The 26125-nt window shown below is 60.2% G+C and carries 26 protein-coding genes; 11 read left to right on the top strand and 15 right to left on the bottom strand.

Annotation, left to right across the window (positions count from 1 at the left end; all coding sequences use genetic code 11):
- Positions 1–68 precede the first annotated feature (68 nt).
- Complete coding sequence (locus K4O48_RS18020; RefSeq protein ID WP_222909717.1) at positions 69–587, top strand: glycine cleavage system protein R; 519 nt, start codon at positions 69–71, stop codon at positions 585–587.
- 2 nt (positions 588–589) lie between these two features.
- Here K4O48_RS18020 and rarD read toward each other — a convergent pair whose 3' ends face one another.
- Positions 590–1483: an EamA family transporter RarD gene (rarD, locus tag K4O48_RS18015; protein ID WP_222909716.1), complete on the bottom strand. Its 894-nt coding sequence runs from the start codon at positions 1481–1483 to the stop codon at positions 590–592.
- A gap of 195 nt (positions 1484–1678) precedes the next feature.
- Here rarD and K4O48_RS18010 point away from each other — a divergent pair, with 195 nt between their 5' ends.
- Positions 1679–2446 (top strand): SDR family NAD(P)-dependent oxidoreductase, encoded by a 768-nt coding sequence (locus K4O48_RS18010; RefSeq protein ID WP_222909715.1) that lies wholly within the window; start codon positions 1679–1681, stop codon positions 2444–2446.
- On the top strand, positions 2443–4068 hold the full coding sequence (gene treF, locus K4O48_RS18005) for an alpha,alpha-trehalase TreF (protein WP_222909714.1): 1626 nt from the start codon (positions 2443–2445) through the stop codon (positions 4066–4068). Before K4O48_RS18010 ends, treF begins: the two co-directional genes overlap by 4 nt.
- 163 nt (positions 4069–4231) lie before the next feature.
- Here treF and K4O48_RS18000 read toward each other — a convergent pair whose 3' ends face one another.
- The 3 genes from K4O48_RS18000 to K4O48_RS17990 are packed head-to-tail and all read right to left on the bottom strand — an operon-like array spanning position 4232 to position 6887.
- Positions 4232–4732 carry an LEA type 2 family protein gene (locus tag K4O48_RS18000; protein WP_222909713.1) on the bottom strand — a complete coding sequence of 167 codons (501 nt, stop codon included), beginning with the start codon at positions 4730–4732 and terminating at the stop codon, positions 4232–4234.
- A gap of 7 nt (positions 4733–4739) precedes the next feature.
- Positions 4740–5501: a slipin family protein gene (locus tag K4O48_RS17995; protein ID WP_222909712.1), complete on the bottom strand. Its 762-nt coding sequence runs from the start codon at positions 5499–5501 to the stop codon at positions 4740–4742.
- A 3-nt stretch (positions 5502–5504) separates the two neighbouring features.
- Positions 5505–6887 carry a nodulation protein NfeD gene (locus K4O48_RS17990; RefSeq protein ID WP_222909711.1) on the bottom strand — a complete coding sequence of 461 codons (1383 nt, stop codon included), beginning with the start codon at positions 6885–6887 and terminating at the stop codon, positions 5505–5507.
- A 209-nt stretch (positions 6888–7096) separates the two neighbouring features.
- On the opposite strand from K4O48_RS17990, the gene K4O48_RS17985 reads away from it, so the two are divergent.
- The 7 genes from K4O48_RS17985 (at position 7097) to K4O48_RS17955 (ending at position 15045) form a co-directional block, all read left to right on the top strand.
- Positions 7097–7930, top strand: coding sequence for an MBL fold metallo-hydrolase (locus K4O48_RS17985; protein ID WP_222909710.1), 834 nt, complete (start codon positions 7097–7099; stop codon positions 7928–7930).
- Positions 7930–8151, top strand: coding sequence for a hypothetical protein (locus K4O48_RS17980; protein ID WP_222909709.1), 222 nt, complete (start codon positions 7930–7932; stop codon positions 8149–8151). The genes K4O48_RS17985 and K4O48_RS17980 overlap by 1 nt, the downstream gene beginning before the upstream one ends.
- Positions 8152–8540: 389 nt before the next feature.
- On the top strand, positions 8541–8699 hold the full coding sequence (locus K4O48_RS17975; protein WP_003282625.1) for a YqaE/Pmp3 family membrane protein: 159 nt from the start codon (positions 8541–8543) through the stop codon (positions 8697–8699).
- A gap of 214 nt (positions 8700–8913) precedes the next feature.
- Entirely contained in the window at positions 8914–12429 is a 3516-nt protein-coding gene (locus tag K4O48_RS17970; protein WP_222909708.1) for a response regulator, read from the top strand.
- 1 nt (position 12430) lies between these two features.
- Positions 12431–13249, top strand: a complete 819-nt coding sequence (locus K4O48_RS17965; RefSeq protein WP_222909707.1) for a CheR family methyltransferase — start codon at positions 12431–12433, stop codon at positions 13247–13249.
- The gene (locus tag K4O48_RS17960; protein WP_222909706.1) at positions 13246–13845 is read left to right on the top strand and encodes a chemotaxis protein CheB; all 600 of its coding nucleotides are present in this window, start codon (positions 13246–13248) and stop codon (positions 13843–13845) included. Before K4O48_RS17965 ends, K4O48_RS17960 begins: the two co-directional genes overlap by 4 nt.
- Before the next feature lie 3 nt (positions 13846–13848).
- Positions 13849–15045: a hybrid sensor histidine kinase/response regulator gene (locus K4O48_RS17955; RefSeq protein ID WP_222909705.1), complete on the top strand. Its 1197-nt coding sequence runs from the start codon at positions 13849–13851 to the stop codon at positions 15043–15045.
- Positions 15046–15066: 21 nt separating this feature from the next.
- Here K4O48_RS17955 and K4O48_RS17950 read toward each other — a convergent pair whose 3' ends face one another.
- From K4O48_RS17950 to K4O48_RS17925, 6 genes are all read right to left on the bottom strand, one after another.
- A complete protein-coding gene (locus K4O48_RS17950) occupies positions 15067–15720 on the bottom strand; it encodes an HAD family phosphatase (RefSeq protein WP_222909704.1) in 654 nt (217 codons plus the stop codon).
- Entirely contained in the window at positions 15720–16718 is a 999-nt protein-coding gene (locus K4O48_RS17945) for an ABC transporter ATP-binding protein (RefSeq protein ID WP_222909703.1), read from the bottom strand. Before K4O48_RS17945 ends, K4O48_RS17950 begins: the two co-directional genes overlap by 1 nt.
- Positions 16719–16896: 178 nt before the next feature.
- Positions 16897–17697 (bottom strand): ABC transporter permease, encoded by an 801-nt coding sequence (locus K4O48_RS17940; RefSeq protein ID WP_222909702.1) that lies wholly within the window; start codon positions 17695–17697, stop codon positions 16897–16899.
- Positions 17684–18595: an ABC transporter permease subunit gene (locus tag K4O48_RS17935; protein ID WP_260523660.1), complete on the bottom strand. Its 912-nt coding sequence runs from the start codon at positions 18593–18595 to the stop codon at positions 17684–17686. The genes K4O48_RS17940 and K4O48_RS17935 overlap by 14 nt, the downstream gene beginning before the upstream one ends.
- Positions 18592–19395 (bottom strand): alkaline phosphatase family protein, encoded by an 804-nt coding sequence (locus K4O48_RS17930; RefSeq protein WP_222909701.1) that lies wholly within the window; start codon positions 19393–19395, stop codon positions 18592–18594. Before K4O48_RS17930 ends, K4O48_RS17935 begins: the two co-directional genes overlap by 4 nt.
- Positions 19396–19541: 146 nt before the next feature.
- Complete coding sequence (locus tag K4O48_RS17925; protein ID WP_222909700.1) at positions 19542–20600, bottom strand: ABC transporter substrate-binding protein; 1059 nt, start codon at positions 20598–20600, stop codon at positions 19542–19544.
- Between the two features lie 349 nt (positions 20601–20949).
- Here K4O48_RS17925 and K4O48_RS17920 point away from each other — a divergent pair, with 349 nt between their 5' ends.
- Positions 20950–21666 (top strand): UTRA domain-containing protein, encoded by a 717-nt coding sequence (locus K4O48_RS17920; RefSeq protein ID WP_222909699.1) that lies wholly within the window; start codon positions 20950–20952, stop codon positions 21664–21666.
- Between the two features lie 243 nt (positions 21667–21909).
- Here K4O48_RS17920 and K4O48_RS17915 read toward each other — a convergent pair whose 3' ends face one another.
- From K4O48_RS17915 to K4O48_RS20545, 5 genes are all read right to left on the bottom strand, one after another.
- On the bottom strand, positions 21910–22509 hold the full coding sequence (locus K4O48_RS17915; RefSeq protein WP_222909698.1) for a hypothetical protein: 600 nt from the start codon (positions 22507–22509) through the stop codon (positions 21910–21912).
- A gap of 233 nt (positions 22510–22742) precedes the next feature.
- Positions 22743–23705: a hypothetical protein gene (locus K4O48_RS17910; RefSeq protein WP_222909697.1), complete on the bottom strand. Its 963-nt coding sequence runs from the start codon at positions 23703–23705 to the stop codon at positions 22743–22745.
- A gap of 59 nt (positions 23706–23764) precedes the next feature.
- Positions 23765–24016 carry a hypothetical protein gene (locus K4O48_RS17905; protein WP_222909696.1) on the bottom strand — a complete coding sequence of 84 codons (252 nt, stop codon included), beginning with the start codon at positions 24014–24016 and terminating at the stop codon, positions 23765–23767.
- 107 nt (positions 24017–24123) lie between these two features.
- On the bottom strand, positions 24124–25068 hold the full coding sequence (locus K4O48_RS20550) for a hypothetical protein (RefSeq protein WP_260523659.1): 945 nt from the start codon (positions 25066–25068) through the stop codon (positions 24124–24126).
- Positions 25069–25166: 98 nt separating this feature from the next.
- Positions 25167–26120, bottom strand: coding sequence for a hypothetical protein (locus K4O48_RS20545; RefSeq protein WP_260523658.1), 954 nt, complete (start codon positions 26118–26120; stop codon positions 25167–25169).
- Between the last annotated feature and the right edge of the window lie 5 nt (positions 26121–26125).

Genomic DNA, 26125 nt, shown 5'->3' with positions numbered 1-26125 from the left:
ACGCGTGGTCCATAGCCTTCACTACGATCCGTATCGGTCACCGTTCACCCCACGTCGAGGAGTCATAGATGGATCATCTCGTCCTAACCGTCATTGCAGAGGATCAGCCCGGGCTGGTTGAGCGAGTGGCCAAGTGCATTGCCGAACACGGCGGCAACTGGCTGGAGAGCCGCATGTCGCGTATGGCTGGGCAGTTCGCAGGCATTCTGCGTGTCGAGGTGCCCGCCCAGGCACATACCGGGCTTATCGAGGCGCTGCAGCAGCTGGAGCAACAGGGGATCCGTGTGCTGGTTGCGCCCAGCGGTCCCGAACCGGAGCGCCGCTGGCAGATGATTCAGCTGCAGCTGGTGGGCAACGACCGCGCCGGAATAGTGCGCGATATCACTCAGTTGCTGGCGCGTCACGGGGTGAACCTGGAAAACCTGGCCACCGATGTGGCGCCCGCTCCGATGACCAACGAACTGCTGTTTCATGCCGACGCGTTGCTGGCTGTGCCGACCGAGCTGGCGCTGGATGAGTTGCAAGGCCACCTGGAAACCCTCGCCGATGACCTGATGGTGGAGCTGAAACTCCAACCGGCCGAATAGCGCTAACCAACGGCGCCTTTTCGCATCACTCGCCAGGCATCGTAGCTGTACACGGCAAGCCCGGCCCAGATGCAGATGAACGCCAGCTGACGATCGGCGGGGAAGGGCTCGTTGAACACCCACACCGCGAGGATCAGCAGCAGCGTCGGCGTGATGTATTGCAAAAAGCCCAGCGTCGAATAGGGGAGATGCCGCGCCGCAGCGTTGAAGCACAGCAGCGGCAACAGCGTCACCGGCCCCGCGGCCACCAGCCAGAGGGCCTGTGGTTCGGTCCAGAATGACCACTCTGTGCTCGGGCCCGTGCCGAAGAAATACAGCCAGCCCAGCGCAATGGGTAGTAGCAGCCAGGTCTCCACTACCAGGCCAGGCAGCGCGGCGACCGGCGCCTGCTTGCGCAGCAGGCCGTAGCTGCCAAAGCTCAGCGCCAGGATGATCGACACCCAGGGGAAATCGCCGAGGGTGATCAGTTGCAGCAACACCCCGACGGCGGCCATCGCCACGGCAAGCCATTGCAACGGCCGCAGCCGTTCCCGCAGCACGATCAGCCCCAACAAGACGTTGACCAGCGGGTTGATGTAGTAGCCCAGGCTCGCTTCGAGCATGTGGTTGTGGTTGACCGCCCAGACGTAAATCAGCCAGTTGCTGGCGATCAGCACGCTGGAAATCATCAGCACGCCGATTCGGCGAGGGTGCGCGAGCAATTCCTGCCACCAGCCCGGATGCCGCCACAGGCTCAGCACCAGCGTGCCGAACAGCGCCGACCAGATTGCCCGCTGGGTCACGATCTCCAGCGCCGCGTACTGCTCGATTGATTTGAAGTAGAGCGGAAACAGGCCCCAGATAGAGAAGGTAATCAGACCCAGCAAGTACCCTTTACGCAGATCGGCAGTGGCCATGGATGTCCCGAAACGCAGCAGCGGAGAGCCGGCCATTTTGCGCCTGCGCGCAGGCGTTTGTCTGCCGCTGTGGCTGTTCTCTGGTGCTGGAAATGCCTGGCAAAAACACGCGGTTGAACGCAGCCGACGTCACCCCGTCTCAGAAAGACGACTCACGCGTCGCTGCGGCGACCCGACAGCCACACGAGGTGTTCGATGAAACTGCAGAACAAGGTTGCCCTGGTAACGGGCAGCTCCCAGGGCATTGGCCGCGGTATTGCAGTGCGTTTGGCCGAGGAGGGGGCCGATCTGGTCATCAATGGGCGCCATGATGACGAGGAAGCGCGCAAGACGCTCGAACAGGTTCGGGCGCTTGGTCGCCGGGCCTGTTTCATCGCCGCGGATGTCGGCCAGGTTGCCGAATGCCAGCGTCTGGTCGAGGAAGCCATCGATAAGATGGGTCGGCTCGATATTCTGGTCAACAACGCTGGCGTACAGCGGCACAGCGCCTTCCTGGACGCCGGCGAAGCGGATTACGACTTGGTACTCAACGTCAACCTGCGCGGTCCGTTCTTCATTGCCCAGGCATTGGCGCGGCACTTGCGGGACAGCGGACGTGGCGGACGAATCATCAACAACAGTTCGGTTCACGAAGAGCTGCCGTTTCCCAACTTCACCGGCTATTGCGCCAGCAAGGGCGGCCTGAAGATGCTCATGCGCAATCTGGCCATTGAGCTGGCACCGTTGGGCATTACGGTCAACAACGTGGCACCCGGCGCGATCGAGACGCCGATCAATCAGTCGCTGATGAACCAGCCGGAAAAACTTGCCAGCCTGCTGGGCAATATCCCGGCCGGTCGCTTGGGTAAGCCGCGTGACGTCGCCGGCGCTGTGGCCTTTCTGGCCTCGGATGAGGCCGACTACATCACCGGTACTACACTGATCGTTGACGGTGGACTGATATGGAATTACAGCGAGCAATGACCGACACCGACTTGAGCCCTTTCGATTACGACACCCACGCGATTTCCTCCGCCGACACGCTGACCCCGGCAGACCGTTATCAGGAACTCTTCGTGGCCGTGCAGACGCAGCGGGTTTTCGAGGACAGCAAAACCTTTGTTGACTGCGCGCCTCGCCAGCATCCGGAGCGGATTCTCGAAGCCTATCGAGCCAGTAGCGGCGAGCCCGGTTTCGACTTGAAAGCCTTCGTTGCGGAGTATTTTGAACGCTACGAGATGAAACCGACCGAGTTCGTCGCCAACCCGAACGATACCCTCAGTGAGCATATCGACCGGCTTTGGCCCGTGCTCACGCGTCAGCCGCGCAAGCATCCCGAGTTCTCTTCACTACTACCGCTGCCCCACGAGTACGTGGTTCCCGGTGGGCGGTTCACCGAGCTCTATTATTGGGACTCGTACTTCACCATGCTCGGCTTGGACGAGAGCGGCCACTGCGAGCTGCTGCGATCGATGGCAGACAACTTCGCTTACCTGATCGACACCTACGGCCACGTGCCCAATGGCAACCGCACCTACTACCTGAGCCGCTCGCAGCCGCCGGTGTTCGCGTTGATGACCGACCTGTTCGAAGAATCGGGCGTACATCGTGCCAGCGACTACCTGCCACAACTGCGCAAGGAACATGCGTTCTGGACCGATGGTGACGATCAGCTGCGCCCCGGCGAGGCGCATCGGCGCTGCGTCTGCCTCGATGACGGCAGCGTGCTCAATCGCTACTGGGATGAGCGGGACACGCCCCGCGAAGAGTCCTACCTCGAAGATATCGAGACGGCGGGCTCATCGAGCCGGCCCGCACACGAGGTCTACCGCGACCTGCGAGCCGGTGCTGAGTCCGGCTGGGACTTCAGCTCGCGCTGGCTGGGTGATCCCTCGCGGTTATCGAGCATTCGCACCACGCAGATCATTCCGGTGGACCTGAATAGCTTCCTGTACAAGCTTGAGCGGCAGATCGCCCGGCTCAGCGAAATCAAAGGCCAGCAGGGGTGCGCGTCGGCGTTCAACGAACGGGCCAATGCGCGTCTGGCGGCGATCGACCGGTACCTCTGGAATGATCAGCAGGGTGCGTATTTCGACTATGACTGGGTGAAGCGTGCACCGCGTGACAACCTCACTGCAGCAACGGTGACGCCGCTGTTCGTGAAGCTCGCCAGCGCGGATCAGGCGGGACGCGTCGCCAATATCGTACGGGAGCGCCTGCTTGCACCGGGTGGGCTGTCCACCACCGAGATCTCTGGCAGCGGCGAACAATGGGATCGCCCCAATGGCTGGGCGCCGCTGCAGTGGATGGGGATCCGCGGGCTTCAGCACTATGGTCACGATGCGCTGGCGCTGCAGATCGAGGAGCGCTGGCTGAGCATCGTCTCGCTGCTGTTCGAGCGGGACAGCAAGCTGATGGAGAAATACGTGCTGCGCCCCTGTGTCGAGCATGCGACCGGCGGTGAATACCCGCTCCAGGATGGATTCGGCTGGACCAATGGCGTGACGCGCAAGCTGATGCAGGAAGACCCGAACCACGAAGCGCATCGTTGCCGGGCGGGGCAATGCCGGCCGGAATGGGCCCAGACGGACAGCCTCCGTGGCTGAAGCGGGCCGGCAAGCCTGCCATTCGCGAGCAAGCTCGCTCCTACGGGGCGGGTGATCGTAGTGCTTTTGTAGGAGCGAGCTTGCTCGCGATCAGGCGTTCAGAGAAACCGGTTGCCAACTATCCGCTCGAAATGGAGCGTCTGCGGCCTGCGAAAAGCCGCCATCACCGCCGTCGGTAAGGGCTCGGCAGTGTGCCTTCCAGGTCCAGCGTCCCCTTCTCGACGAAACGCTGCGTGCCAAATAGCCCGCCCGCCAGCTTGCCGCGAAGCACGTAGGGCACCTCGTCCATGCCGATGTGCTCGGCGAGGCCCAACGCTTGGCGCGCGGCGGAGAAGGCGGAAATAGTCATGGGTACGCTCAGCACGGTTTCGCCGAAGCGCGGCACGCTGCCACGGGCATCGCTGACGCCACTGGCCAGACGCCGACCATTGACCTCCAGGTCGAGCGCCACGCCGTTGTAGTCGAGCGCGACGTCGTTGGGGTTCTGTACCCGCAGTTTGACCGTCATGCGCAGCTCCAACCCTTCACCGGGTAAAGGCTGAATGCCCGCGACCTGCACATTGAGCGGGTCGCGCTGGGAAAAGGCGGCGCAGCCAGCGACTAACAGCGCCAGCAGACAGACCGACAACAGGCGAGCAATGGGTACGGCTGGGCGCAGGGGCATACGATGTCTACTCGGGTTTCTTGGTGAGGTTGCCCAGGCCTTGCAGCAGCTCCATGGGCAGCGGGAAGACGATGGTCGAGTTCTTGTCGCCGGCGATGTTGCTCAGCGTCTGCATGTAACGCAGCTGCATTGCACCGGATTGGCGACCGAGCATCTCGGCGGCCTGCATCAGTTTCTCTGACGCCTGCAATTCGCCCTCAGCATGAATGACCTTGGCGCGCCGCTCCCGTTCCGCTTCGGCCTGACGGGCGATGGCGCGGATCATCGATTCATCGAGGTCGACATGCTTGATTTCGACGTTCGCCACCTTGATGCCCCAGGCATCGGTTTGGGCGTCCAGAACCTGCTGGATGTCGTTGTTGAGCTGTTCGCGCTCAGCCAGCATGTCGTCCAGATCGTGCTTGCCGAGTACCGCACGCAGTGTCGTCTGGGCCAGCTGGCTGGTTGCCGAGTGATAGTCCTCGACCTGGATGATTGCCTTTTCGGCATCCAAGACGCGGTAATACACCACCGCGTTGACCTTCACCGACACGTTGTCGCGGGAGATCACGTCCTGAGTGGGCACGTCCAGCACCAGCGTGCGCAGGTCAACCCGCACCATTTGCTGGATGCCCGGGATGACCATGATCAGGCCGGGACCCTTGACCTTCCAGAAGCGCCCCAACTGAAAAACCACGCCACGCTCGTATTCACGCAGGATACGAAAGGTCGATGCCAGCAGCGCGATCAGCAGGACCAGCACTGCGATGAAACTCATTTCAAAGCCCATGATTCACCTCCTCTCGAGTGGCGGGCCATCGGCCGCCGTGACGTCCAGTTGCAGCCCGCGCCGGCCCACGACACGAACGTGTTGGCCCGCGTGCAGGGGCGTCGAGCTGACCACTTGCCATTGTTCACCCTGCAACTGGACCCAGCCGCAAGCCGGGTCGTTCGCCTCGATGCGAGTCACCGGCGCCAAGCTGCCGACCAGCTCAGCGTCGCCACTGACAACGCGTTGTCGGCGCGCCTTGATCGCCATGCTGACAATGGCGAATACGAGCAACGCGCTGACCACCGCCAGCGTGCCGATCAAGGCCAGAGGAATACCGTAGCCGGGCACGTCGGTGTCCAACAGGATCACTGAGCCGGTGACGAAGGCGGCCACACCCCCCAGGCCGAGAATGCCGAAACTGGGGATGAAGGCCTCGGCAACCATGAAACCCAGCCCCAGCAAAATCAGCGCTACGCCGGCGTAGTTCACCGGCAGCAGCTGCAGTGAGTACAGCGCGAGCACCAGGCAGATTCCGCCGACCACGCCGCCCCCACCGGTGCCTGGGTTGGAAAACTCGAAGATCAGGCCATAAATGCCGATCATCATCAGGATCAGCGCAACACTGGGGTTGGTGATCACCGCCAGCAGACGCACCCGCCAATCCGGGTCATAGCGATCAAGCATGGCGTCGGTGGTCTGCATGACGCGTTCTCCCTCGCGCGTTCTGAGCGTCTTGCCATCGAGCTGGGCCAGAAGATCGTCCAGATCGGCTGCGATGTAGTCGATTACCTTGATCTGCAGCGCCTCGCTGGCGGGCAGGCTGACTGCCTCGCGAACGGCCTGCTCCGCCCATTCGGCGTTGCGTCCGCGCAGCTGCGCCAGGCCCCGAATGTAGGCAGCAGCGTCATTGACTTGCTTACGGCTCATGGCGTCGCCGCTGGGTTCATCGTCTGGCCGTTCCGCGTCTGGCGGCTGCGCGGGTGGCTTGCCGGGTGTGCCGCCAATCTGAACGGGCGTGGCGGCGCCGAGGTTGGTGCCTGGGCTCATTGCCGCGACATGGCTGGCGTAGAGCATGTACGTACCGGCACTGGCGGCGCGCGCACCGCTGGGGGTGACATGGGTCGCGATGGGAACGGGGCTGGCGAGCATTTCTTTGATGATCGTGCGCATTGAGCTATCCAGTCCGCCAGGCGTATCGAGCTGCAGCACGAGCAGCTGCGCCTCGGTTTGCGCCGCGCGTTGTATGCCGCGAATCAGATAGTCGGCACTGGCCGGCCCGATCACGCCGTCGAGTCGCAGGACCGTAACCGGTGCCGCGCCTTGCACCGGTCCGACGAGCCCCAGCCATGACACAAGCAAGACGATCAGTAGCCAAGCCAGTCGTTCAAAGGGGCGGCGGCGCATCGGCGTGATCCTCCCAGGTGGCGAATGGCGCGACGGCGAATCGCGGCAGTAGCACAGAGGATAGTTCAGGTGGGGCGAGAGTCTCGCCCGGGTCGTCGGAACGTCGTTCGGCCATGAGTTTTCGGCTGAACTCTGCCGCGCTGTCCGGCCTCACACGTTGATAAGGCGTTCATCGCCCGGCGTCCCTCGTCCAGCCATGAGGAGTGTTCATGCGTATTCATCATCTCAACTGTGGCTGCATGTGCCCGGTAGGCGGTCGGCTGTTCGATGGCTTCAGTCAGGGGCTGACGGCCAGCCTGGTGTGCCACTGCCTATTGATCGAGACGGATCAGCACGGGTTGGTGCTGGTCGACACCGGCTTTGGCAGTTGCGACGTGCGGGAGCCGCGCAGGCGGCTCAGTCCCTTTTTTATCGCCCTGAATAACATCAAGTTTGAAGATCGCTTCACGGCGCTGTTCCAAGTCCGCCAGCTGGGATTCGATCCGGCCGATGTACGCCACATCGTGCTGACGCACCTGGATTTCGATCATGCCGGCGGGCTGGAGGATTTCCCCGAGGCGCAGGTCCACGTGCTGCAACGGGAGATTGATGCAGCACGCTCGACTCACAGCTTTGTTGGTCATCAGCGCTACCGACACCGTCAATGGGATGCGGTGCGCAACTGGCAATTCTACGAGCCGGGCGGCGATACCTGGTTTGGTTTCCAGGCGGTCAAGGAGCTGCGTGGTTTACCGCCGGAAATCGCGCTGATCCCGTTGACCGGTCATACGCACGGGCACGCAGGCGTAGCCTTGCAGGGCGATGACGGCTGGCTGCTGCACGCTGGTGATGCGTATTTCTATCGGGAAGAAGTAGGTCAGAGCGAGCGTCACTGCACACCAGGGCTGCGCTTCTATCAGCGCATGATGGAAGTTGATCGTACGGCGCGATTGGCCAATCAGCATCGGCTCTGGGCGCTGTCGCTGGAACGCAAGGATGAAGTGATGCTGTTTTGCAGCCACGACGCCAAGGAGCTCGAACGCATGCAAGCGAGGGCGCATTGATGCCGCCCGGAGACGACCGGATCGGCGGCGCGGTACGCACCATGATGGGATATGTACGCTGGGTGGGGCTGGTGGCGTGCTCGCTGGCGGCGCTGGGTTATCTGCTGGTGGGCAACTTCAACATGGTCGGGTTGATGCTGGCGCTGGCGGTGCTGTCGTGGGTCAATATTCGTCGCAAGCGAGGCGACCGGTCCGGTTCACGGCCAACCGACACCTCTTGAGCGGCGCGTTGGGCTGTGGTGCCCGCGGCGGAGCGGGGGCTTCGACCTTCTGCGAATAGAGGCGCAGCGCTGCTTCTGCAATAGTCCGTTGGCTGGCGAAGGATCCGCCCAGCGGTGCGCAGGGGCCCACAAGGCCACGCGCATCGACGCCGTAAAACTGGCTCAACCTGCAGTCGGCCGCGTCTCCTCTCTTATGGTGCCGTTTGGCACACCCCGGCGGCTCACACAGTCGCTATCGGTTCCGACAGCCACCGCCTATCGGCGGCGGTTGCCGTTCCGTTCACCTTGCCGCTTCGCTTGTAGCAAGGGGTCCACAAGGAACCCCCAGGGCGTGATCAGGTCGATTCACAGTAAGCATTCAGCCAGAACCAGACCTTAGGGGACCCGATATGGACTTGATCCGAATAATCATCGCGATACTACTGCCTCCGCTGGGGGTGTTCCTGCAAGTCGGCTTTGCTGGCGCCTTCTGGTTGAACATCCTGTTGACGCTGCTCGGCTATATTCCGGGCATCATTCATGCCGTCTGGATCATCGCCCGCCGCTGAGTGTGGTCAGCGTGCAATAAAAAGCCCGGCCACTCGGCCGGGCTTTTTTGTGCTTGCAAGCGAGGCGGTGTAAAGTCCCGGGTCAACTTGCGTGCGTGAGTTCATCTCACGCGAACCAACCTAGAACTTGACGGGATCGGCGCGTTCGCCTTGGCGACGGAGCTGCCCGCGCTGCCGTGGGCGCTGCGATCAAGCAGCCCCGGGAAGGAACCAGATGGGCGACTCTTTCATCGATCAGAATCACTTCAGGCGCATCCTCAACCGCAACGTGGCGGTTCCCCTCGGTTTCGGTTTCCTCAGTGCGTTCTTCTTCAGCGTCATCGTCTATTACCTCCTGAACGTCGGTCACTGGGTTGAGCGCTCGGTGTTGGGGGTGTCCTACGCCCATGAAATGCTGAAGGAAATGGGTGAGCTGGAAGCCTCGATGCGTGGCTATCTCATCGCCGGGGATGAGGTGTTCCTGGTGCCGTACCGTAGGGAATTGCCGGTCTATCAAGCCCAGTTCGAGCAGATCAGGCAGTACGCAAGTGAAGACCCGGTCCAGTCACGTCGAGTCGAGCGTATTGGCGAGCTGCACAACCAATGGGTCGGATTCGCCGAGGAAGCGATTGCACGTCGCGCGCAGAACGAGCCAGTGGTCGAGTACGTACGCAGCCAACGTGGGCTGGAATTGAAGGAAGAGCAACGGCTGCTGCTCAACGACTTCATCGCGCATGAAAGGCAGATCCGAGCGGAAAGAACCGACACGGCGGAAATGATCACCACGGCGCTGATCGGCGGTTTTCTGCTGTTCAGCCTGATTTTCAGTGGGTTGCTGGTCTATTTCGGTCGTCGTGACCTGCTTAGCCTGTCGGACAGCTACGCCGATTCACTGAACCAACAGCGGGCCCATGCCGCCGCGCTGGAAAAACAGGCGTGGTATCGCACCGGTCAGACCCAGCTCACCGAGTCCATGATCGGCGAACAGGCGCTGCCGACCCTGGGCCAGAATGTCCTCAGTTTCCTGTCGCGTTACCTCAACGTAGCGGTCGGGGCGCTTTACGTGACTCAGGACAGCAAATTGCAGCGGGTCGCGGAGTTCGGCTGGGACAAGGACCGTCTGAATGGTTCCCGCACGCTGGAGATCGGCGAAGGGCTGGTGGGGCAGGCGGCCCTGGAACGCCGTGCAATTGAGCTGGACAGTCTGCCGCCCGGCTACCTGAAGGTCAGCTCGGCCTTGGGCAGCACCGATGTTCAATCCGTGCTAATCGCGCCGGTCGAAGACAGTGGCCTGCTCAATGCGGTGCTGGAAGTCGGCTTCTTGCGGCCGCTGCGCGAGGACGACATGGAGCTGCTGCGGCGCGTCAGCGACAACATCGGATCGGCCATCGAGGCCGCACGTTACCGTCAGCGTTTGCAGCGCGTCCTGGCCGAAACCCAGCAGCTCAACGAGGAACTGCAGGTACAGCAGGAAGAGCTGCGCGCTGCCAACGAGGAGCTTGAGGAGCAATCCAGCGCCCTGCGTGAATCCCAGGCGCACATGGAAGAACAGCAGGCGGAACTGGAGCAGACCAACGAGCAGCTCGCCGAACAGGCCCTTGAGCTTGCGCGTCAGCGCGACGAGATGGACCTGAAGAATCATCGTCTGCACGAAGTGCAGCTGATGCTTGAAGAGCGTGCTGACGAGCTGCAACGCGCGAGCCGCTACAAGTCCGAATTTCTTGCCAATATGTCCCATGAGCTGCGCACGCCGCTGAACAGCTCACTGATTCTCGCGAAATTGCTGGCCGACAACCCAGAGGGCAATCTGGGCGATGATCAGGTGCAATTCGCTCGTTCCATCTACTCGGCGGGGAACGATCTGCTCCACCTGATCAACGATATTCTCGACATCTCCAAGGTAGAGGCCGGCAAGCTCGACGTGCACCCCGAGCTGGTCAAGTTGGCCCGCCTGGTCGACGGGCTGAAAAGCCTCTTCCTCGCGCAGGCGTTGGACAAGTCCCTTCAATTCGACGTTGAGCTGGGCGATGGGCTGCCGGAAAGCCTGTACACCGACCGTCAGCGATTGGAACAGATCCTCAAGAACCTGCTGTCGAACGCGTTCAAGTTCACTGAAAAAGGTTCGGTTGGGCTGCTTGTGAAGCGTCACCACAGTGGCCAGCTCGCGTTCGCCGTCCGCGATTCGGGAATTGGAATCCCGGCGGACCAGCATGAGGTGATTTTCGAAGCGTTCCGCCAGGCCGACGGCACGACCAACCGTCGCTACGGTGGCACCGGGCTGGGGCTGTCCATTTCGCTCGAACTGGCGCAGCTGCTAGGCGGCACCATCGAAGTCAGCAGCGAACCCGGTGCTGGCAGCGTGTTCACGCTGATCATCCCGGAGAGTTACAACGCCCCCGTCGCTGTGCAGGAACCAGAACACCCGTCGGTCCGGGAAACGCTGGACCTGCCCGCGGCGGTGGTAACCGTGCCATCCGTACCGGACAGACCAAACCCGCCAGTCCCGCTGCGTGCCGCGGAGCAGAACGTACCGGCTCTGGCCGATGACCGCGACGGCTTCCCATTCGAGCGCTCCGTTCTGGTGATCGAGGATGAGCCGCAATTTGCCGGCATCCTCCGTGATCTCGCCCACGAGCTGAAGTACAGCTGCCTGATCGCACAGAATGCCGACCAGGGTTTCGACACGGCGGTGCAGTACCGTCCCGATGCGATCCTGCTGGACATGCGGTTGCCGGATCACTCCGGCTTGACGGTGCTTGAGCGACTCAAGGAAAACCCGATCACGCGGCACATTCCCGTGCACATCGTCTCGGTGGAAGACCGCAAAGAGGCGGCCCTTCAAATGGGCGCCATCGGCTACGCGACCAAGCCGACCACGCGCGAAGACCTCAAAGAAGTATTCGGACGCTTCGAAGCCAAGCTGGCGCAGAAGGTCAAACGCATCCTGCTGGTCGAAGATGACGCCCGCCAGCGTGAGAGCGTGTCGCGCCTGATCGAGGATGTGGACATCGAAATCACCGCGGTGGAGTTTGGTGAGCAGGCGCTCGAGCTGCTGCGTTCGACTGTCTTCGACTGCATGATCATCGACCTCAAGCTGCCGGACATGGACGGTCATGAGCTGCTTGAGCGCATGGCGCGCGAAGATATCTGCTCGTTCCCGCCGGTCATTGTCTACACCGGACGCAACCTGACCCGCGATGAGGAAGGGGCGCTGATGAAATATTCACGTTCGATCATCATCAAGGGCGCACGCTCACCTGAGCGGCTGTTGGACGAGGTCACGCTGTTCCTGCACAAGGTCGAATCCGACATGCCGCCGGAGCGGCAGAAGATGCTCAAAAGCGTGCGCAGCCGCGAAAAGGCCTTCGAAGGCCGCAAGATTCTGGTGGTCGATGATGACGTGCGTAACGTGTTCGCACTGACCAGCGCGCTGGAGCAGAAGGGCGCATTGATCGAGATTGCGCGTAACGGCCACGAGGCCATCGCTCAGTTGCAGGCTGTCAGCGATATCGACTTGGTGCTGATGGACATCATGATGCCGGAAATGGATGGCTTCACCGCCATGCAGGAAATCCGCAAGGACCCACGCTTCGCCAAGCTGCCGATCATTGCGGTGACGGCCAAGGCCATGAAGGACGACCAGGACCGTTGCCTGCGCGCCGGTGCCAACGATTACCTGGCCAAGCCTATCGATCTGGATCGCCTGTTCTCGCTCATCCGTGTCTGGCTGCCGAAAGTGGAGCTGCTGTGACATGCCGGACCGCAACCAGGCCATTGAACTGAAGCTGCTGATCGAAGCGATCTACCTGCGTTACAGCTACGATTTTCGCGATTACTCCAGTGCATCACTCAAGCGTCGCGTTCTGTTGGCGTTGAAGCAGATGCACTGCGACAACATCTCGGAGCTGCAGCGCAAGATTCTTTACGATCCCAATGCGTTCATGGAGCTGTTGCAATTTCTCACCATCCCGGTGAGCGAGATGTTTCGAGATCCTGGCTACTACCTGGCGTTGCGCGAGCAGGTTGTACCGGTGCTGCGGACCTACCCGTCACTGAAGGTCTGGATTGCCGGTTGCAGCACGGGCGAAGAGGTTTACTCGATGGCGATTTTGCTCAAGGAGGAAGGGCTGCTGGACCGCACCATCCTCTATGCGACCGACATCAACCCACGGTCGCTGGAGCGCGCCCGCCAAGGCATTTTCGATATCAGCGATATGCAGCAGTACACGAGCAATTATCAGCGTGCCGGTGGCAGACACAGCCTGAGCGATTACTATACGGCCGCCTATGATTCGGCCATCATGGATAAGTCGTTGAAAAATAACGTAACGTTTGCCGATCATAGCCTGGCGACCGACAGCGTATTTGCGGAAACCCAGCTGGTCTCCTGTCGTAATGTTCTGATCTATTTCAACAAGCCACTGCAGAATCGGGCCTTTGGCCTATTCCATGAGTCCCTTTGCCATCGCGGTTTCCTTGGGCTGGGCAGCAAGGAAACCGTCGAATTCTCCGGCTACGCTGGACGCTACGAAGCGTTCGACAAGCAGGAAAGGATTTTCCGCAAGCTATGAGACAGGCTATCTGCGATGCCTTGACCCCGCCACTGCAGCCCATCGATGCGGTGGTGATAGGCGCCTCTGCTGGTGGACTTGCTGCGCTGAGCGCGCTGGTCGAGGGGCTGCCGGGTGACATGCGTCAGGCGCTGCTGATGGTTCAGCACATACCGGCAAGCGGGCCGACTCAGCTGGCGGAAATCTTTCAGCGCAAGACGGCGCTGCGGGTCAAAGAGGCGGATGACAAGGAGGCGGTGTGTGCTGGGACATTGTATTTCGCGGCGCCCGGGTATCACCTGCTGGTGGAGGCGGACCTCACCCTGTCGCTCAGCCAGGACGATGCGATTCATTTTTCGCGACCGTCAATCGATGTGCTGTTCGAGTCGGCTGCCGATGCCTGGGGCGAGCGTGTCGCCGGTGTCCTGTTGACCGGGGCCAACGAAGACGGCGCGGCCGGTCTGGAAGCGATCAAGCACGCTGGCGGTATCACCATCGTTCAGGACCCCGCGGAAGCCGAGGTCCCGACGATGCCCCTTTCAGCACTCCAGCGCTTTGCGCCGGATTACATATTGCCTTTGCGCGATATTCATCGACTGTTGCGCGAACTGGAGTGACTCATGTCTGACCGAACGGATGAAGCGAACCTGCTGATCGTCGATGATCTGCCGGAGAACCTGCTGGCGCTCGATGCCCTGCTGAAGGCGCCGGGCATCCGGGTGCACCAGGCCGAGTCTGCCGAACAGGCCCTTGAGCTGCTGCTCCGGCATGAGTTCGCGCTTGCGATCCTTGATGTGCAGATGCCGGGCATGGACGGCTTCCAGCTGGCCGAGCTGATGCGCAGCACTGAGCGGACCAAGCAGATCCCCATCGTTTTCGTCAGCGCCGCCGGCCGCGAGCTCAATTACGCCTTTAAAGGTTATGAGACCGGGGCGGTGGACTTCATGCACAAGCCGCTGGATACGCACGCGGTGCGCAGCAAGGTCAGCGTATTTGTCGACCTCTACCGCAACCGCAAGCGCATGGCGCGCCACCTTGAAGAGCTGGAACGCAGCCGTCGGGAGCAGGAAGTCCTGCTTAACCAGTTGCGCAGTACCAAGGCCGAGTTGGAAGACGCCGTACGCACGCGCGACGACTTTATGTCGATCGTTTCCCATGAGCTGAAGACGCCGCTCAACACCCTGATTCTCGAGGTCCAGCTGCGCAGGCTGCAGCTTGGGCGGAACAACCTGGCGGCGTTCAGTCAGGAGAAGCTGTGCCAGATGGTCGACAAGGACGAGCGACAGATCCAGAGCCTGATTCGGCTCATCGATGACATGCTCGATGTATCACGGATTCGCACCGGCAAGCTGTCGATCCGCCCGAGCGATGTCGATCTGGGCAAGCTGGTCGCCAGCGTCGTGGAAAATTTCGCTCCGCAAATGGAGGCCAGCGGCTGCACGCTGCTGTTCCAGCGCCCAGAACCAATCGTTGGGGTATGGGATGAGTTCCGGATCGAGCAGGTGCTGGCGAACCTGCTGACCAATGCGATGCGCTATGGCGCAGGCAAACCGGTCCAGGTAAGCGTCAGCGCCACGGCATCCGATGCATCTATCGAAGTTCGGGACCAGGGCATAGGCATCAGCCAAAAGAGTCTCGAGCGCATTTTCTGCCAGTTCGAGCGCGCCGAAGGCAGCGAGACCAGCGCCGGGCTTGGGCTCGGTTTGTTCATTGCCGAGCAGATCGTCAAGGCACACAAGGGACGGATTCAGGTAGAGAGCGAGGAGGGCAAGGGCGCGTTGTTCCGCGTCCTGCTGCCGTTGAACGCCAACGATTGAACAGTGCCCCGACGGTCTACCTTAGCGCCACGTTAGTTGCGGCCAGTTCTTCGCGTCGGCTCGCTCTCGCAGCAACGGATCAGGGTTCACCACATACGGATGCGCGACCTGCTCAAGCAGCGGCAGGTCATTGATCGAATCGGAATAGAAGTAGGCTCCTTCTAACGATTCTTCCTCAGCCTCTGCCCATTCGCGCAACCGTGTCGCCTTGCCTTCGCGGTAGGTAAGTACGCCCTCTGTGTTGCCGCTGTAGAACCCGTGCTGCTCTTCCAGCCGGATCGCCAGCACATCGTCGATCCCGAGCCGTGCGGCGATCGCCTTGACCAGAAACTCTGCGGACGCGGAAATGATGAGGATGCGGTCACCGGCTTTGCGGTGTTCAGCGACGTGGCGCATGGCATCGCTGAAGATCAGCGGCTCGATCACGTCCTCGACGAAAGGCTCGACCACATGCTCGACCTCGTCAGCGGTGCGGCCCACCAATGGCGCCAGGCTGAAGGCCATGTAATCTTCCATCGCCAGCCGGCCAAAGGCGTACTCGGCCATCAACTCGGCGTCCTTGCGCAGAAAGGACTCCCCGTCCACCCAGCCGATCTTGGCCATCTCCTGCGCCCACAGGCTGGCACAATCGCCGTCTATCAGGGTTTCGTCCAGGTCAAAAATTGCCAATGCCATCAAGCCACCTCGTGAATTGCCGAAGCGTCGATGGTAAGGCTTACCTGGCGACCGTGGGGATAGAGATCGGCGGCAGAGCGATTGAGTACGTCGACCAGCAGTTCGACATCGCGTGCGTCGACGCGGTAACGGATCACGTTGCCGAGCAGGCTATGGCTTTTGATGACCGCGGCGATCCCGTCGCTGCCCCCGGCCGCTGCTAATGCAATGGCTTCCGGGCGGATCGCCACCTGCCCATCGATCGGCCGCTGCAGCAGACGCGTGGCCACGTCGGCGCTGAGCAGGTTGTAGTTGCCAATGAAGCCGGCGGCAAACGCACTCACGGGCGCGGTATACAGGGTTTCGGCATCAGCACTCTGGACGATACGTCCGGCGTTCATCAGCAGGATGCGATCGGACAGCGTCAGTGCTTCCTCCTGATCGTGGGTGACGAAGAGGGTGGTCAGCCCCAGCTCCTGCTGGATCGCGCGGATCTGTTCACGCAGATGCTTGCGAATGCGCGCATCCAGCGCCGAGAGCGGTTCATCGAGCAACAGCAGGCGAGGGCGCGTAACCAGCGAGCGCGCCAGGGCCACCCGCTGGCATTGGCCGCCTGACAACTGGCTCGGGTAGCGCCCGGCAAACTCGCCGAGCTCGACCATCGCCAGCACCTCGGTCACCCGTTGAGCGCTTTCGTCTTTGTCGATCTTTTGCATGCGCAAGCCGAAGGAGACGTTCTGTTCCACCGTCATGTTGGGAAACAGCGCATAGCTCTGAAACACCATGCCGATCTGGCGTTTCTGCGGCGAGACTGGCACGAGGTTTTCGCCGTCCAGCAGGATCTGTCCCCCGTCGACGTCGGTCAGCCCAGCAATACAGCGCAGCAACGTGGACTTGCCGCAGCCGGAGGGGCCGAGCAGTGTGATCAGCTCGCCTTTGGCAATCTCGCAGTCGATATCGCTGAAGACCTGGGTGTCGCCAAAGGCTTTGTGCAGCTTGCGAATGCTGAGGTAGCTCATGAAGTGTTCCTGTCTCGAATAGCCGCAGCGGTGGTCATAGTCCGCCGTAGAAGGGGCGCAATGCGGTGCTACGTTTCAGCCGCCACGCCGCTATCACGTAGGGTGGGCTTTAGCCCACCGTTTGTTCGACGGGACTCTCTGGTGGGCTAAAGCCCACCCTACGAAACTGCACACGCGGTCACGCCGTGCGCTCACGATTCAACCGGGTCGCCGCCCAGGTGAATACCAGTACGAAGAAAAAGTAGGAAATCACCAGCGCACTGTTGAAATGGCCGCTGCTGTTTTTCATGTTGTTCAGATAGACCTGCAAGGTTTCGTAGCGTGTGCCGACCAGCAGATTGGCGAATACGAATTCGCCGAACAGAAATGAAAACGACAGGAACAGCGACACCATCAGCCCCTTGCGCAGGTTCGGCAGCACCACCAGAAATGCCGCCTTCCAAGTGCTGGCGCCGAGCAGGTGGGCCGCATCCATCAGGTCGCGCAGGTTGATTGCCTGCAGGTTGTTGCTGATCGCTCGGTACATGAAGGGCAGCGCGATGGTGAAGTAGGCGCCAATCAGGATCCAGGGCGTGCCGACCATCGCCAGCGGACCCGAGCCATACAGCTGCAGCAGGCCAACTGACGACACCACCGGCGGCACCGCAAACGGCAGCAGAATCAGGATGTTCATCAGCCCGTCGAGTTTGGGAAAGTGATAATGCACCACGAACAGCAGCGGGAGAATCAGCACTACCGCGAGGGCCAGCGCACCCAGGCAGACCAGCAGCGACTGGGCGAACGCCCGCAGAAAGCGCTCTTCAGTCCAAAGCTGCAGATACCAGTCGATCGTCAGTCCATCCGGCAGAATGGTTGCCGACCAGCTGCTGGAGATCGAGTAGAGAAAGGTCGCAGCCAGTGGTAGCAGCAGGATGAGAAACAGCAGCCAGACCACCGTGCGGTGGTACAGCGCGCCGCGTTTGGCTTCAGCGGCTCGCATGGTAGCTCCTCCTGAGCAGCAGCTGGTGCGCTACGGTGATCACGCCCATGAGCCCGACTAAGACCATCGCCAGTGCGCTCGCCATGTTCGGATCGAGGGAAATGTCGCCCGAAATCATCGCCGCGATGCGGATCGGCAATACGTTGAAGTTGCCCGTGGTGAGGTAGTAAACCGTGGCATAGGCCCCCAGCGCGTTGGCCAGCAGGATGACGAAGGTGCCCAGCAGTGCCGGCGTCAGTACCGGCAGGCCGATATAACGCCAGTAGCTCCAAGTCCCGGCGCCGAGCAGGGAGGCTGATTCACGCCAGTCCTCGCGCAATGCGTCAAAGGCGGGGTAGAGCAGCAGCACGCCCAGCGGGATCTGGAAGTAGGTGTACAGCACGATCAAACCGGTCTTGGAGTAGAGGTTGAAGTCCTCGATGATGCCGGCCTGCTTGAGCAGAATCGTCAGGGCGCCGTTGAAGCCGAGCAGGATGACGAAAGCAAAGGCCAGCGGAACGCCGGCGAAATTGCTGGTCATGTTGGAAAAGGCCATGACGAAATCGCGCAGCTTCGAATCGACCTGGCGCAGCGAGTAGCTGCCGAGGATTGCGATGACGATGCCGAACAGGCTCGACCAGAAAGCGATCTGCAAGCTGTGCTTGATGGCCTGTAGATAGAACTTCGAGCCGAAGACTTTCTGAAAATTGGCTAGGCCCCAGCCATCAGGGGTGCTCAGGCTGTTGAGCGTGACCCACAGCAACGGGGCAATCTGAAAGGCGAAAAAGAACACGGCGAACGGCAGCAGGCAGAGCAGTGCCAGCCATTTGCCGCGCGGCGCTCGGGGGCTTGCAGCGGTAACGCTAGCGCTGTCTCGGACGGCCGCGGTCTTGAGGTTGTCTTCAAGCTGCGCGGTCATTTCAAGAGCTCCAGGCACAGCGGCTTGTCATGTGGCACGCCGAGCAGTTCGCATAGCGTGCCGCACAGTTCGGTCTGTTTCGGGCGCGCGGTGGGGTCAAGGCTGAATGCCGAGCCCAACACGAACAGTGGCACCTCGCGCTCCTCGGGCAGCAGGCCGTTGTGCGAGCGGTCATTGTTCATGCCGTGATCGGCCGTCACCACTACCTGATAGCCGTCATCGAGCCAGCGCTGCAGATGATCAGCAAGCAGGATATCGGCGCGGCGTGCGGCGTTGCGGTACTGGGACGAATCCAGGCCGTGCTTGTGACCGGCGTCGTCGATGTTCATCGGGTGAACCAGCAGAAAGTCCGGGTTGTGTCGCAAACGCAGGCTTTCGGCATCGGCGAACAGGTGCGAGTCCGGATAGTGGTCCTCGTAGTAGAAGTGGCCGTGCTGGATGGGCAGTTCGGGCGTGTCACTGTGACGGTCGCGTGCCGCCTGGAAGGGCGCGCGGTTGTACAGCTCGCTGACCCAGTGATAGGCCGCGGCCGCTGTGCTCAAACCCGCGTCGCGGGCGTAGTGAAAAATGCTGCGCTCGGTGGATAGCCGCACGACGTCGTTATGCACAACGCCACTGTCGATCGGTTTCACCCCGGTCAGGATGCATTCGTACAGCGGCCGGGACAGCGCAGGTAACTCACATCGCAAACGGTACAGCGCTCCCCGCCCGGCCACGCAATAAGCCTGCAGATGCCCGAGCGCGTGCTCGGCGACCTGGTAGTTGAGGCCGTCGAGCACAACGAGGATGGCTTTGCCCATGCTTGCTAACCTGCTTGCCTTGGTAGGAGACGCCGTGTCGTTGCTCCTACAGGTGTGTCTCCAGTTCGTAGGGTGGGCTCAGCCCACAGCCCGCGTTTTTGGTGGGCTAAAGCCCACCCTACAATCCTGAGCCGGTTGGCGGACGGTCACTCCATCTCGATGATGACGTTTTCTTGCCACTGTTGCGGCAGAGCCTTCGAAGTCGCTTCCCAGGCGTCGGCATCTTCGATGGGTTTGACCTTCGCGTACTGCTCGTTGGGTAGCAGCTTGGCCTGAACCTCGGCGGGCAGGGTCAGGTGCTCGGCGCGGATCGGCCGGGCGTTACCCTTGGCCAGGTTGATCTGCCCGGCATCGGAAAGGATGTACTCGCGGGCGAGCTTGGCGGCGTTGGGGTGCTTGGCCCACTTGTTGATGATGGTCGTGTAGCCGGAAATTACCGAACCATCCGAGGGGATCAGCACCTCGAAGCGGCTCGGGTCGATTTGGTCGCGATAGGAGAGGCCGTTGAAGTCCCAAACCACACCCACTTCCACTTCGCCGCGCTCCAGCGTCTGGATCGTCGGGTTCGACAGCGACAGGCGGCCCTGCTTGGCGATTTCGGCAAAATAGTCCAGGCCTGGCTGGATGTTCTTCTCGTTGCCGCCGTTGGCGATGGCTGCGGCCAGTACGCCGTTGACGGCCTGAGCCGCAGCGCTGACGTCGCCGATAGCGACCTTGTACTTGCCTTCCTTCAGCTCAGCCCATGAAGACGGCGCTTCCTTGACCAACTGCGTGTTGACGATGAAAGCGATGGAGCCGGTATACGCCAGCATCCAGTGCCCATCCTTGTCCTTGGCCCACTCGGGGATCTGCTCCCAGGTGCTCGGCTTGTACGGCTGGGTGACCCCCTGCTGCACCGCGATCGGCCCGAACGCGGCGCCGACATCACCAATGTCAGCCGTGGCGTTGTCTTTTTCGGCGGCGAACTTGGCGATTTCCTGCGCCGAGCTCATGTCGGTATCCATGTGTTTGAGACCGTACTTCTTCTCCAAGTCCTGCCAGGTGTCCTTCCAGTTCGCCCAGCTGTCCGGCATGCCGACACTGTTGACCTCGCCTTCCGCGCGAGCCGCCTCTTCGAGGCTTTTCAGGTCCGTTTGTGCAGCGTTCGCCAAGGTCGCCAGGGCGATCGTTGATCCCAGCAGTGAAGTCAGCAGCAGTCGTTTCATTCGAAGCTCCTTTCGCAGGTCGATTGGTCTAGATCAGCACGATGCAAGCCAAACTAGGGGGCGCAGGTGACAATTTGATGTCGTTGCCTCCGCCATCGCCCGGATAGGCGACACTGCGACAGGAGTGCCTTAGCAAGCCTAGCTCACTGCAAAGCCTTGCGTGGCAGGGCTTTTGCCGCTTTCTCCTGCCTATGGACATCGCTACGCGGCGACCGGCTAGGTGATGCAATGACCGCATTGTCATGCAGCAGTCATCGTTGTTCTCTAGCGTGATCCGGCACCAACACGGCAAAGGGCGGCTCCTTATGCTCCGTTTTGAGCCTTGGCCTAGTCCAGATGAGAAAAGATAATGCGCGATGAAGTGCCGCGGACGGCAACTGCGATCTGCCGTGCCCTTCAGGAGCAGATTGCCCATGGCTTGCTCCAACCGGGCGGCCAATTGCCGTCCGAACGCAAGCTGAGCGACGTGTTCGCCACCACACGCATCACGCTGCGCGAAGCGCTGGGGCAGCTGGAGTCCCTCGGCATGATCTACCGCGAGGATCGCCGCGGCTGGTTCGTGTCGCCGCCTCGCGTACTCTACAACCCGCTGGTGCGCAGCCACTTTCACGAGATGGTGGGCGACCAGGGTCGCTGCCCGGAAACCGAAGTGCTGTCGGCAAGACTGCAGCCCGCCAGTGCGGATATTTGCGCGCGGTTGGAGCTTGCGGCGTTATCGAGCGTCATCCAAATCCGCCGCGCCCGCCGCATCGACGGCCGCCTAGTGCTCTACGTCGAGCACTATCTGAACCCTGCCTATTTCCCTGGCATGCTCGATTACGACCTGACCCGCTCATTGACCGAGCTATACGCCAGCGAATACGGCATCCACTACGGCCGCGTCCGTTTCGACATGGTCCCCACCGCGCTTCACCCCGAAGCCGCCCTCACCCTACGCACCGCCCCCGGCAGCCCAGCCCTGCGCATCACCCGCCTAAATCGCGACCAGCATGATCGGATCATCGACTGCGATGTGGAGTACTGGCGGCATGATGCGATTCATGTGTGTGTGGAGGTGCCTGAGTAAGGATAGGCCATTTAGGCGGGTGCCAGCAGCGCCAGCCTCGCATTGCACTCAGCGATTGCTCTTTCCAGTCGGGTGAGTCTTGGCGCATTGCGAAATCGGCAGGCTTGACCCATTTGGCGATTCGGAAGCTGGTGAGGTCGCGGGCGTCGAGGGACAAACCCTGCGCGTGCTAAAAACTTATTAAACGGACAGTGCCCATCGAGGCGCACGCGTTATCGCACCGTTTCTGAGCTGGCGGCCAATCTAATGAGTTCTCAGCGCCGCGAGTTCTTCCGGTTGACCTATAAGCTGCATGTCGATTTGGTGCGCTCCAGATAGCGCGGACAGCCTCTGTAGATCTTGCAGGACCAGATGCATTGGCCTAAAGGTATTGATCAATAAGTGCGGCGTTTCTCCGGAGCGGGAGGTACTGATCCGGTATTGTCGCCATCGGTGGGGCCCCAAGCGTCCCTCATACACCACTTTTGATTCCAGGACGATCGAGGTAATCTCGGTAAACGGAATCAGAATCTCGGCAGAGAGCTCCGAAAACTGGCCGCATTCGAATATCAGCAGTAGCCCCCGCTGTACTGCATACGCCTCGATCTTGTCCGCGGGAACTCCGCGTCCACGCAAGTAAAGGACAACAAATGGGATAATTGGCGTCGCCAGTGCCATGGTGCCCGCGAGCCAGTCACGCTCGGTTATCACACCAAACAAGAACAGCCCGAGTGAGGTTGCAAGACATGCTAGAAAAATTTTTCCCTGGTGAGTATTGGGCTGCCGCACCAGCGGTTCATATCGATCAAACTTGTCATCGGTTAAGTGGCAGTTATTGGCGTAAAGTCGGACCCGTTGCTGCAATGACCATTCCTTATTAGCGAAGAGGCTAGTTACTGTTTAGTTGCGATAGATATTTAGCGGAAAGGGAACAGATTTATTTTCGGCTGTTGTTCAATCCCCCAGCAACGTGACTCCGATGTTGGCCTAGAGGTGTCCGCTAGCGGCGCAATCCAGCAGAAACTAGGCTGACGAAGTTCGGTGCGGCAAATAATCGAGGTGATCACGAAGCAATGGACTTAGTTGGGAGATATATGTCAGCGCGTCCGTCGTGCTACCTGTGCTGTGATGTCCACGGTACTCGTCGTTACTAAATTGCCGAGGCCTGGGGCGTACTGTTCCTTGCGGTGGGATTGGCCTAGGTGGATCTCGCCGCTAGCCAGCATGTCGTACATATTCCCGCGGACTTCACTTGTGTAAAGCGTGCCGTCTCGCTGATAGCTCAATGCATCGGCGTAAATGGCGCGATTACTGCTGACACGGGCGATTTCGAAGGATGTTGACTGTCCATTGCATTGCCCGGTCCATCGGTCGCCGACAGTGACGTACTCCGGCTGATGAGGCGGCAGCATCAGGCATAGCATCATAGCTAGCCTACCGGGTGCCAGCAGGTTTAGGCTATCAGCGTCCCCTGTAGTAGGAGCATAACCTTGCAGCTCCATGAAGCCACCATCACGGTCAAGGTAAATCTGGAATGGCTCTTCAGTGATTGCCTTGAATACCCGCCAGCGGGCGTTTAGCGGATGGTCCGGATCCCTAAGGCCAGGGTGCTTGATCTCATAGTCCCCAGCGGACATATCGTTCTTCTGAGTAAGATTTAGACGCGTGTCGATCGAAAAAAGCATTGTCCCGACATTTGCCCGAGTGGCCACGTAGTCCACATGGGCTGTCAAGATCACACCATCGGCTTCCACTGACGTAACTTTGAATACCAATCCAAACTCGGTAGTGCTTTCTTTCGGCTCTATACTTGATAATCGCGGAAAGAATCTCACGCCACGTTTAGCCGTGGCCAGAACGCGGTATCGGCTAGTATCGCCGGAAGCGAAGGATACCGGGAGGTGCACTTCGGTTGGTTGCGGAACCTGTACTTCTGCGTTTTCGACGACGGGACTCTCATTGAATGTCTGTGCGTCGCAGCCCAGTTGAGCGAGGCTGACTAAAATCATCGCGCATGTGGCGGGATGCCTGAAGGAGGCCCAGTTGAGTGAACAATTCATGTGATATCCGGTGTAAGAGATAGCGAGCGGAAAGGGGCAGATTTATTTTCGGCTGTCGTTCAACCTCCATAACTCACATGCCGCGCCATCAGATTGGGGCGGCTGAAGGTGTCGATCTGGGGGATGCGTTCGGTCATTTCGCGCACCTTGGCCTTGAAGGTTTCATCATCCATATCGCGCCAGTAGCGAGGTGCGCGATCGATTTGTCGGTCGTGTTTGACGGTGGTGGGGTCTAGGTGGCGGAAGGCTTCCAGCTCCGGGGTGTCTGGCAGGGGCTTGCCAAGCAGAGTACGTAGTGTTTGCAAACTCATAGAGGTCAGCTCAGGTCGATCTCGATAGGCGGCAAAAAAAGGCCTTCGATAGGCTGGTAGATCAGCGTGCCGCTGATGCGTGAGCCCACATCAGGACTTCAGACATTTCACTCCTGCTCCAGATCAATCAGCCGCGTGGTCGGCCCATCCTCACGCAGGCGCTCCATCACCACGTCCGGCCAGCGATTGCGGGCACGGCGTTTGGCGATGTTGTAGGTGAACTCCTGAATAACACCCATGGGGTGCATAATTGCAGCGATAAACACCATCATGGCGGTAGAGTAGTCGAGGTAATTCTTGCCGCCCGCGGCCTGGCGTTTTTCCTGAAGGCGCTGCCATTCAAACGGAAGGCCCTGGCCGGCGCGGTAGCGCACCTCCAGCTGACTTTTGGCAAAGGCATCCGACGCACTGTTATTACCCTGCTCATCGAACCAGGGGCCGTTGTTCATATAAGAACGCAGGTACTCCCAGAAACTTTCTTGCAGATCCAGGCTTTTGCCAATAGGAAGACCAAGGCTCAGCAACATCTGTTCTTCGGGGCGACTAAAGCGATGCACCAGTACTTCAAGCGCGGCATTGCGCATGCCCCCTGTGTATGGGCCGGCCATATGGAATTCATAGGCTGCTGCGGCAATGCCATCCCAAGGGCTGTGGTATAGCTCGCCGTCTTGCTCAAAATAGAGTTCGCGGGTTCGGCGGTTAAACAGGATGGGTAGCGGTAGGGGGCGCAGCACTTCCCATAGGAAAGGTATTAAAAATAGCGCTAAGCCTAACAACAAGTTCTCTATAGCAGACTGTGAGCGCCCATCTAACCAAAACACAATGGCGAGGAATACAAATAAAACCCCACAGACCCCAGCCAAAGCCCCCGTCAACATCCCCCGGTATTTACCTTCGCCATTTTCCAGGGCCAGGTAATTTTCAGTGTGTTCCTCTATATCGCCCAAGGTCATGGGCTGCTGACCGGTGGGTCGATCCGCGCTGAGAATAGTGCTGGGGCTGTTGCCGCCCAGCTTATCGGCAAGCAAAGTACGCAGGGTGTTCAGGCTCATTGAGGTCAGCTCAGGTCTATATCGATAGGCGGCAAGAACAGGCCTTCGATTGGCTGGTAGATCAGCGTGCCGCTGATGCGTGAGCCCACATCAGGACTTCAGACATTTCGCTCCTGCTCCAGATCAATCAGGCGCGTGGTTGGCCCATCCTCACGCAGGCGCTCCATCACTACGTCCGGCCAGCGATTGCGGGCACGGCGTTTGGCGATGTTGTAGGTGAATTCCTGAATAACACCCATGGGGTGCATAAGTGCAGCACCAAACACCATCATGGCGCTGGAGTAGTCGAGATAGTTCTTGCCGCCTACGGCCTGGCGTTTTTCCTGAAGGCGCTGCCATGCAAAGGGAAGACCTTGGCCAGCACGGTAGCGTATCTCCAGCTGACTTTTGGCAAAGGCATCCGACGCACTGTTATTACCCTGCTCATCGAACCAGGGGCCGTTGTTCATATAAGAACGCAGGTACTCCCAGAAGCTTTCCTGCAGGTCGAGGCTTTTGCCCATAGGCAGACCAAGGCTTAGCAACATCTGTTCTTCGGGGTGATTAAAACGATGCACCAATACTTCAAGCGCGGCATTGCGCATGCCCCCTGTGTATGGGCCGACCATATGGAACTCATAGGCCGCAGCCGCGATGCCATCCCAAGGGCTGTGGTATAGCTCGCCGCTTTGTTCGAAGTAGAGTTCGCGGGTGCGGCGGTTAAACAGGATCGGCAGAGGTAGGGGGCGAAGCACCTCCCATAGAAAGGGGAGCAAAAATGACATTAGAGAAATTAGGCCAGACTTAATCGCCCACTCCATGTCGCCGTCAAAGTAGAAAAAACCCGTAAATAATAAAAAACCTACGCCTACGACTCCCGCCAAAGCCCCCGTCAACATTCCGCGGTATTTACCTTCGCCATTTTCCAGGGCCAGGTAATTTTCAGTGTGTTCCTCTATATCGCCCAAGGTCATGGGCTGCTGACCGGTGGGTCGATCCGCGCTGAGAGTTGTGCTTTTGCTGTTGCCGCCCAGCTTATCGGCAAGCAGCGTACGTAGGGTTTGCAAACTCATAGGGG

This window comes from Pseudomonas sp. DNDY-54, from assembly GCF_019880365.1.
Taxonomy (GTDB): domain Bacteria; phylum Pseudomonadota; class Gammaproteobacteria; order Pseudomonadales; family Pseudomonadaceae; genus Stutzerimonas; species Stutzerimonas stutzeri_P.
Note: the sequence above shows the minus strand (reverse complement) of the source record. Positions and strands in the feature narration are given on the sequence as shown.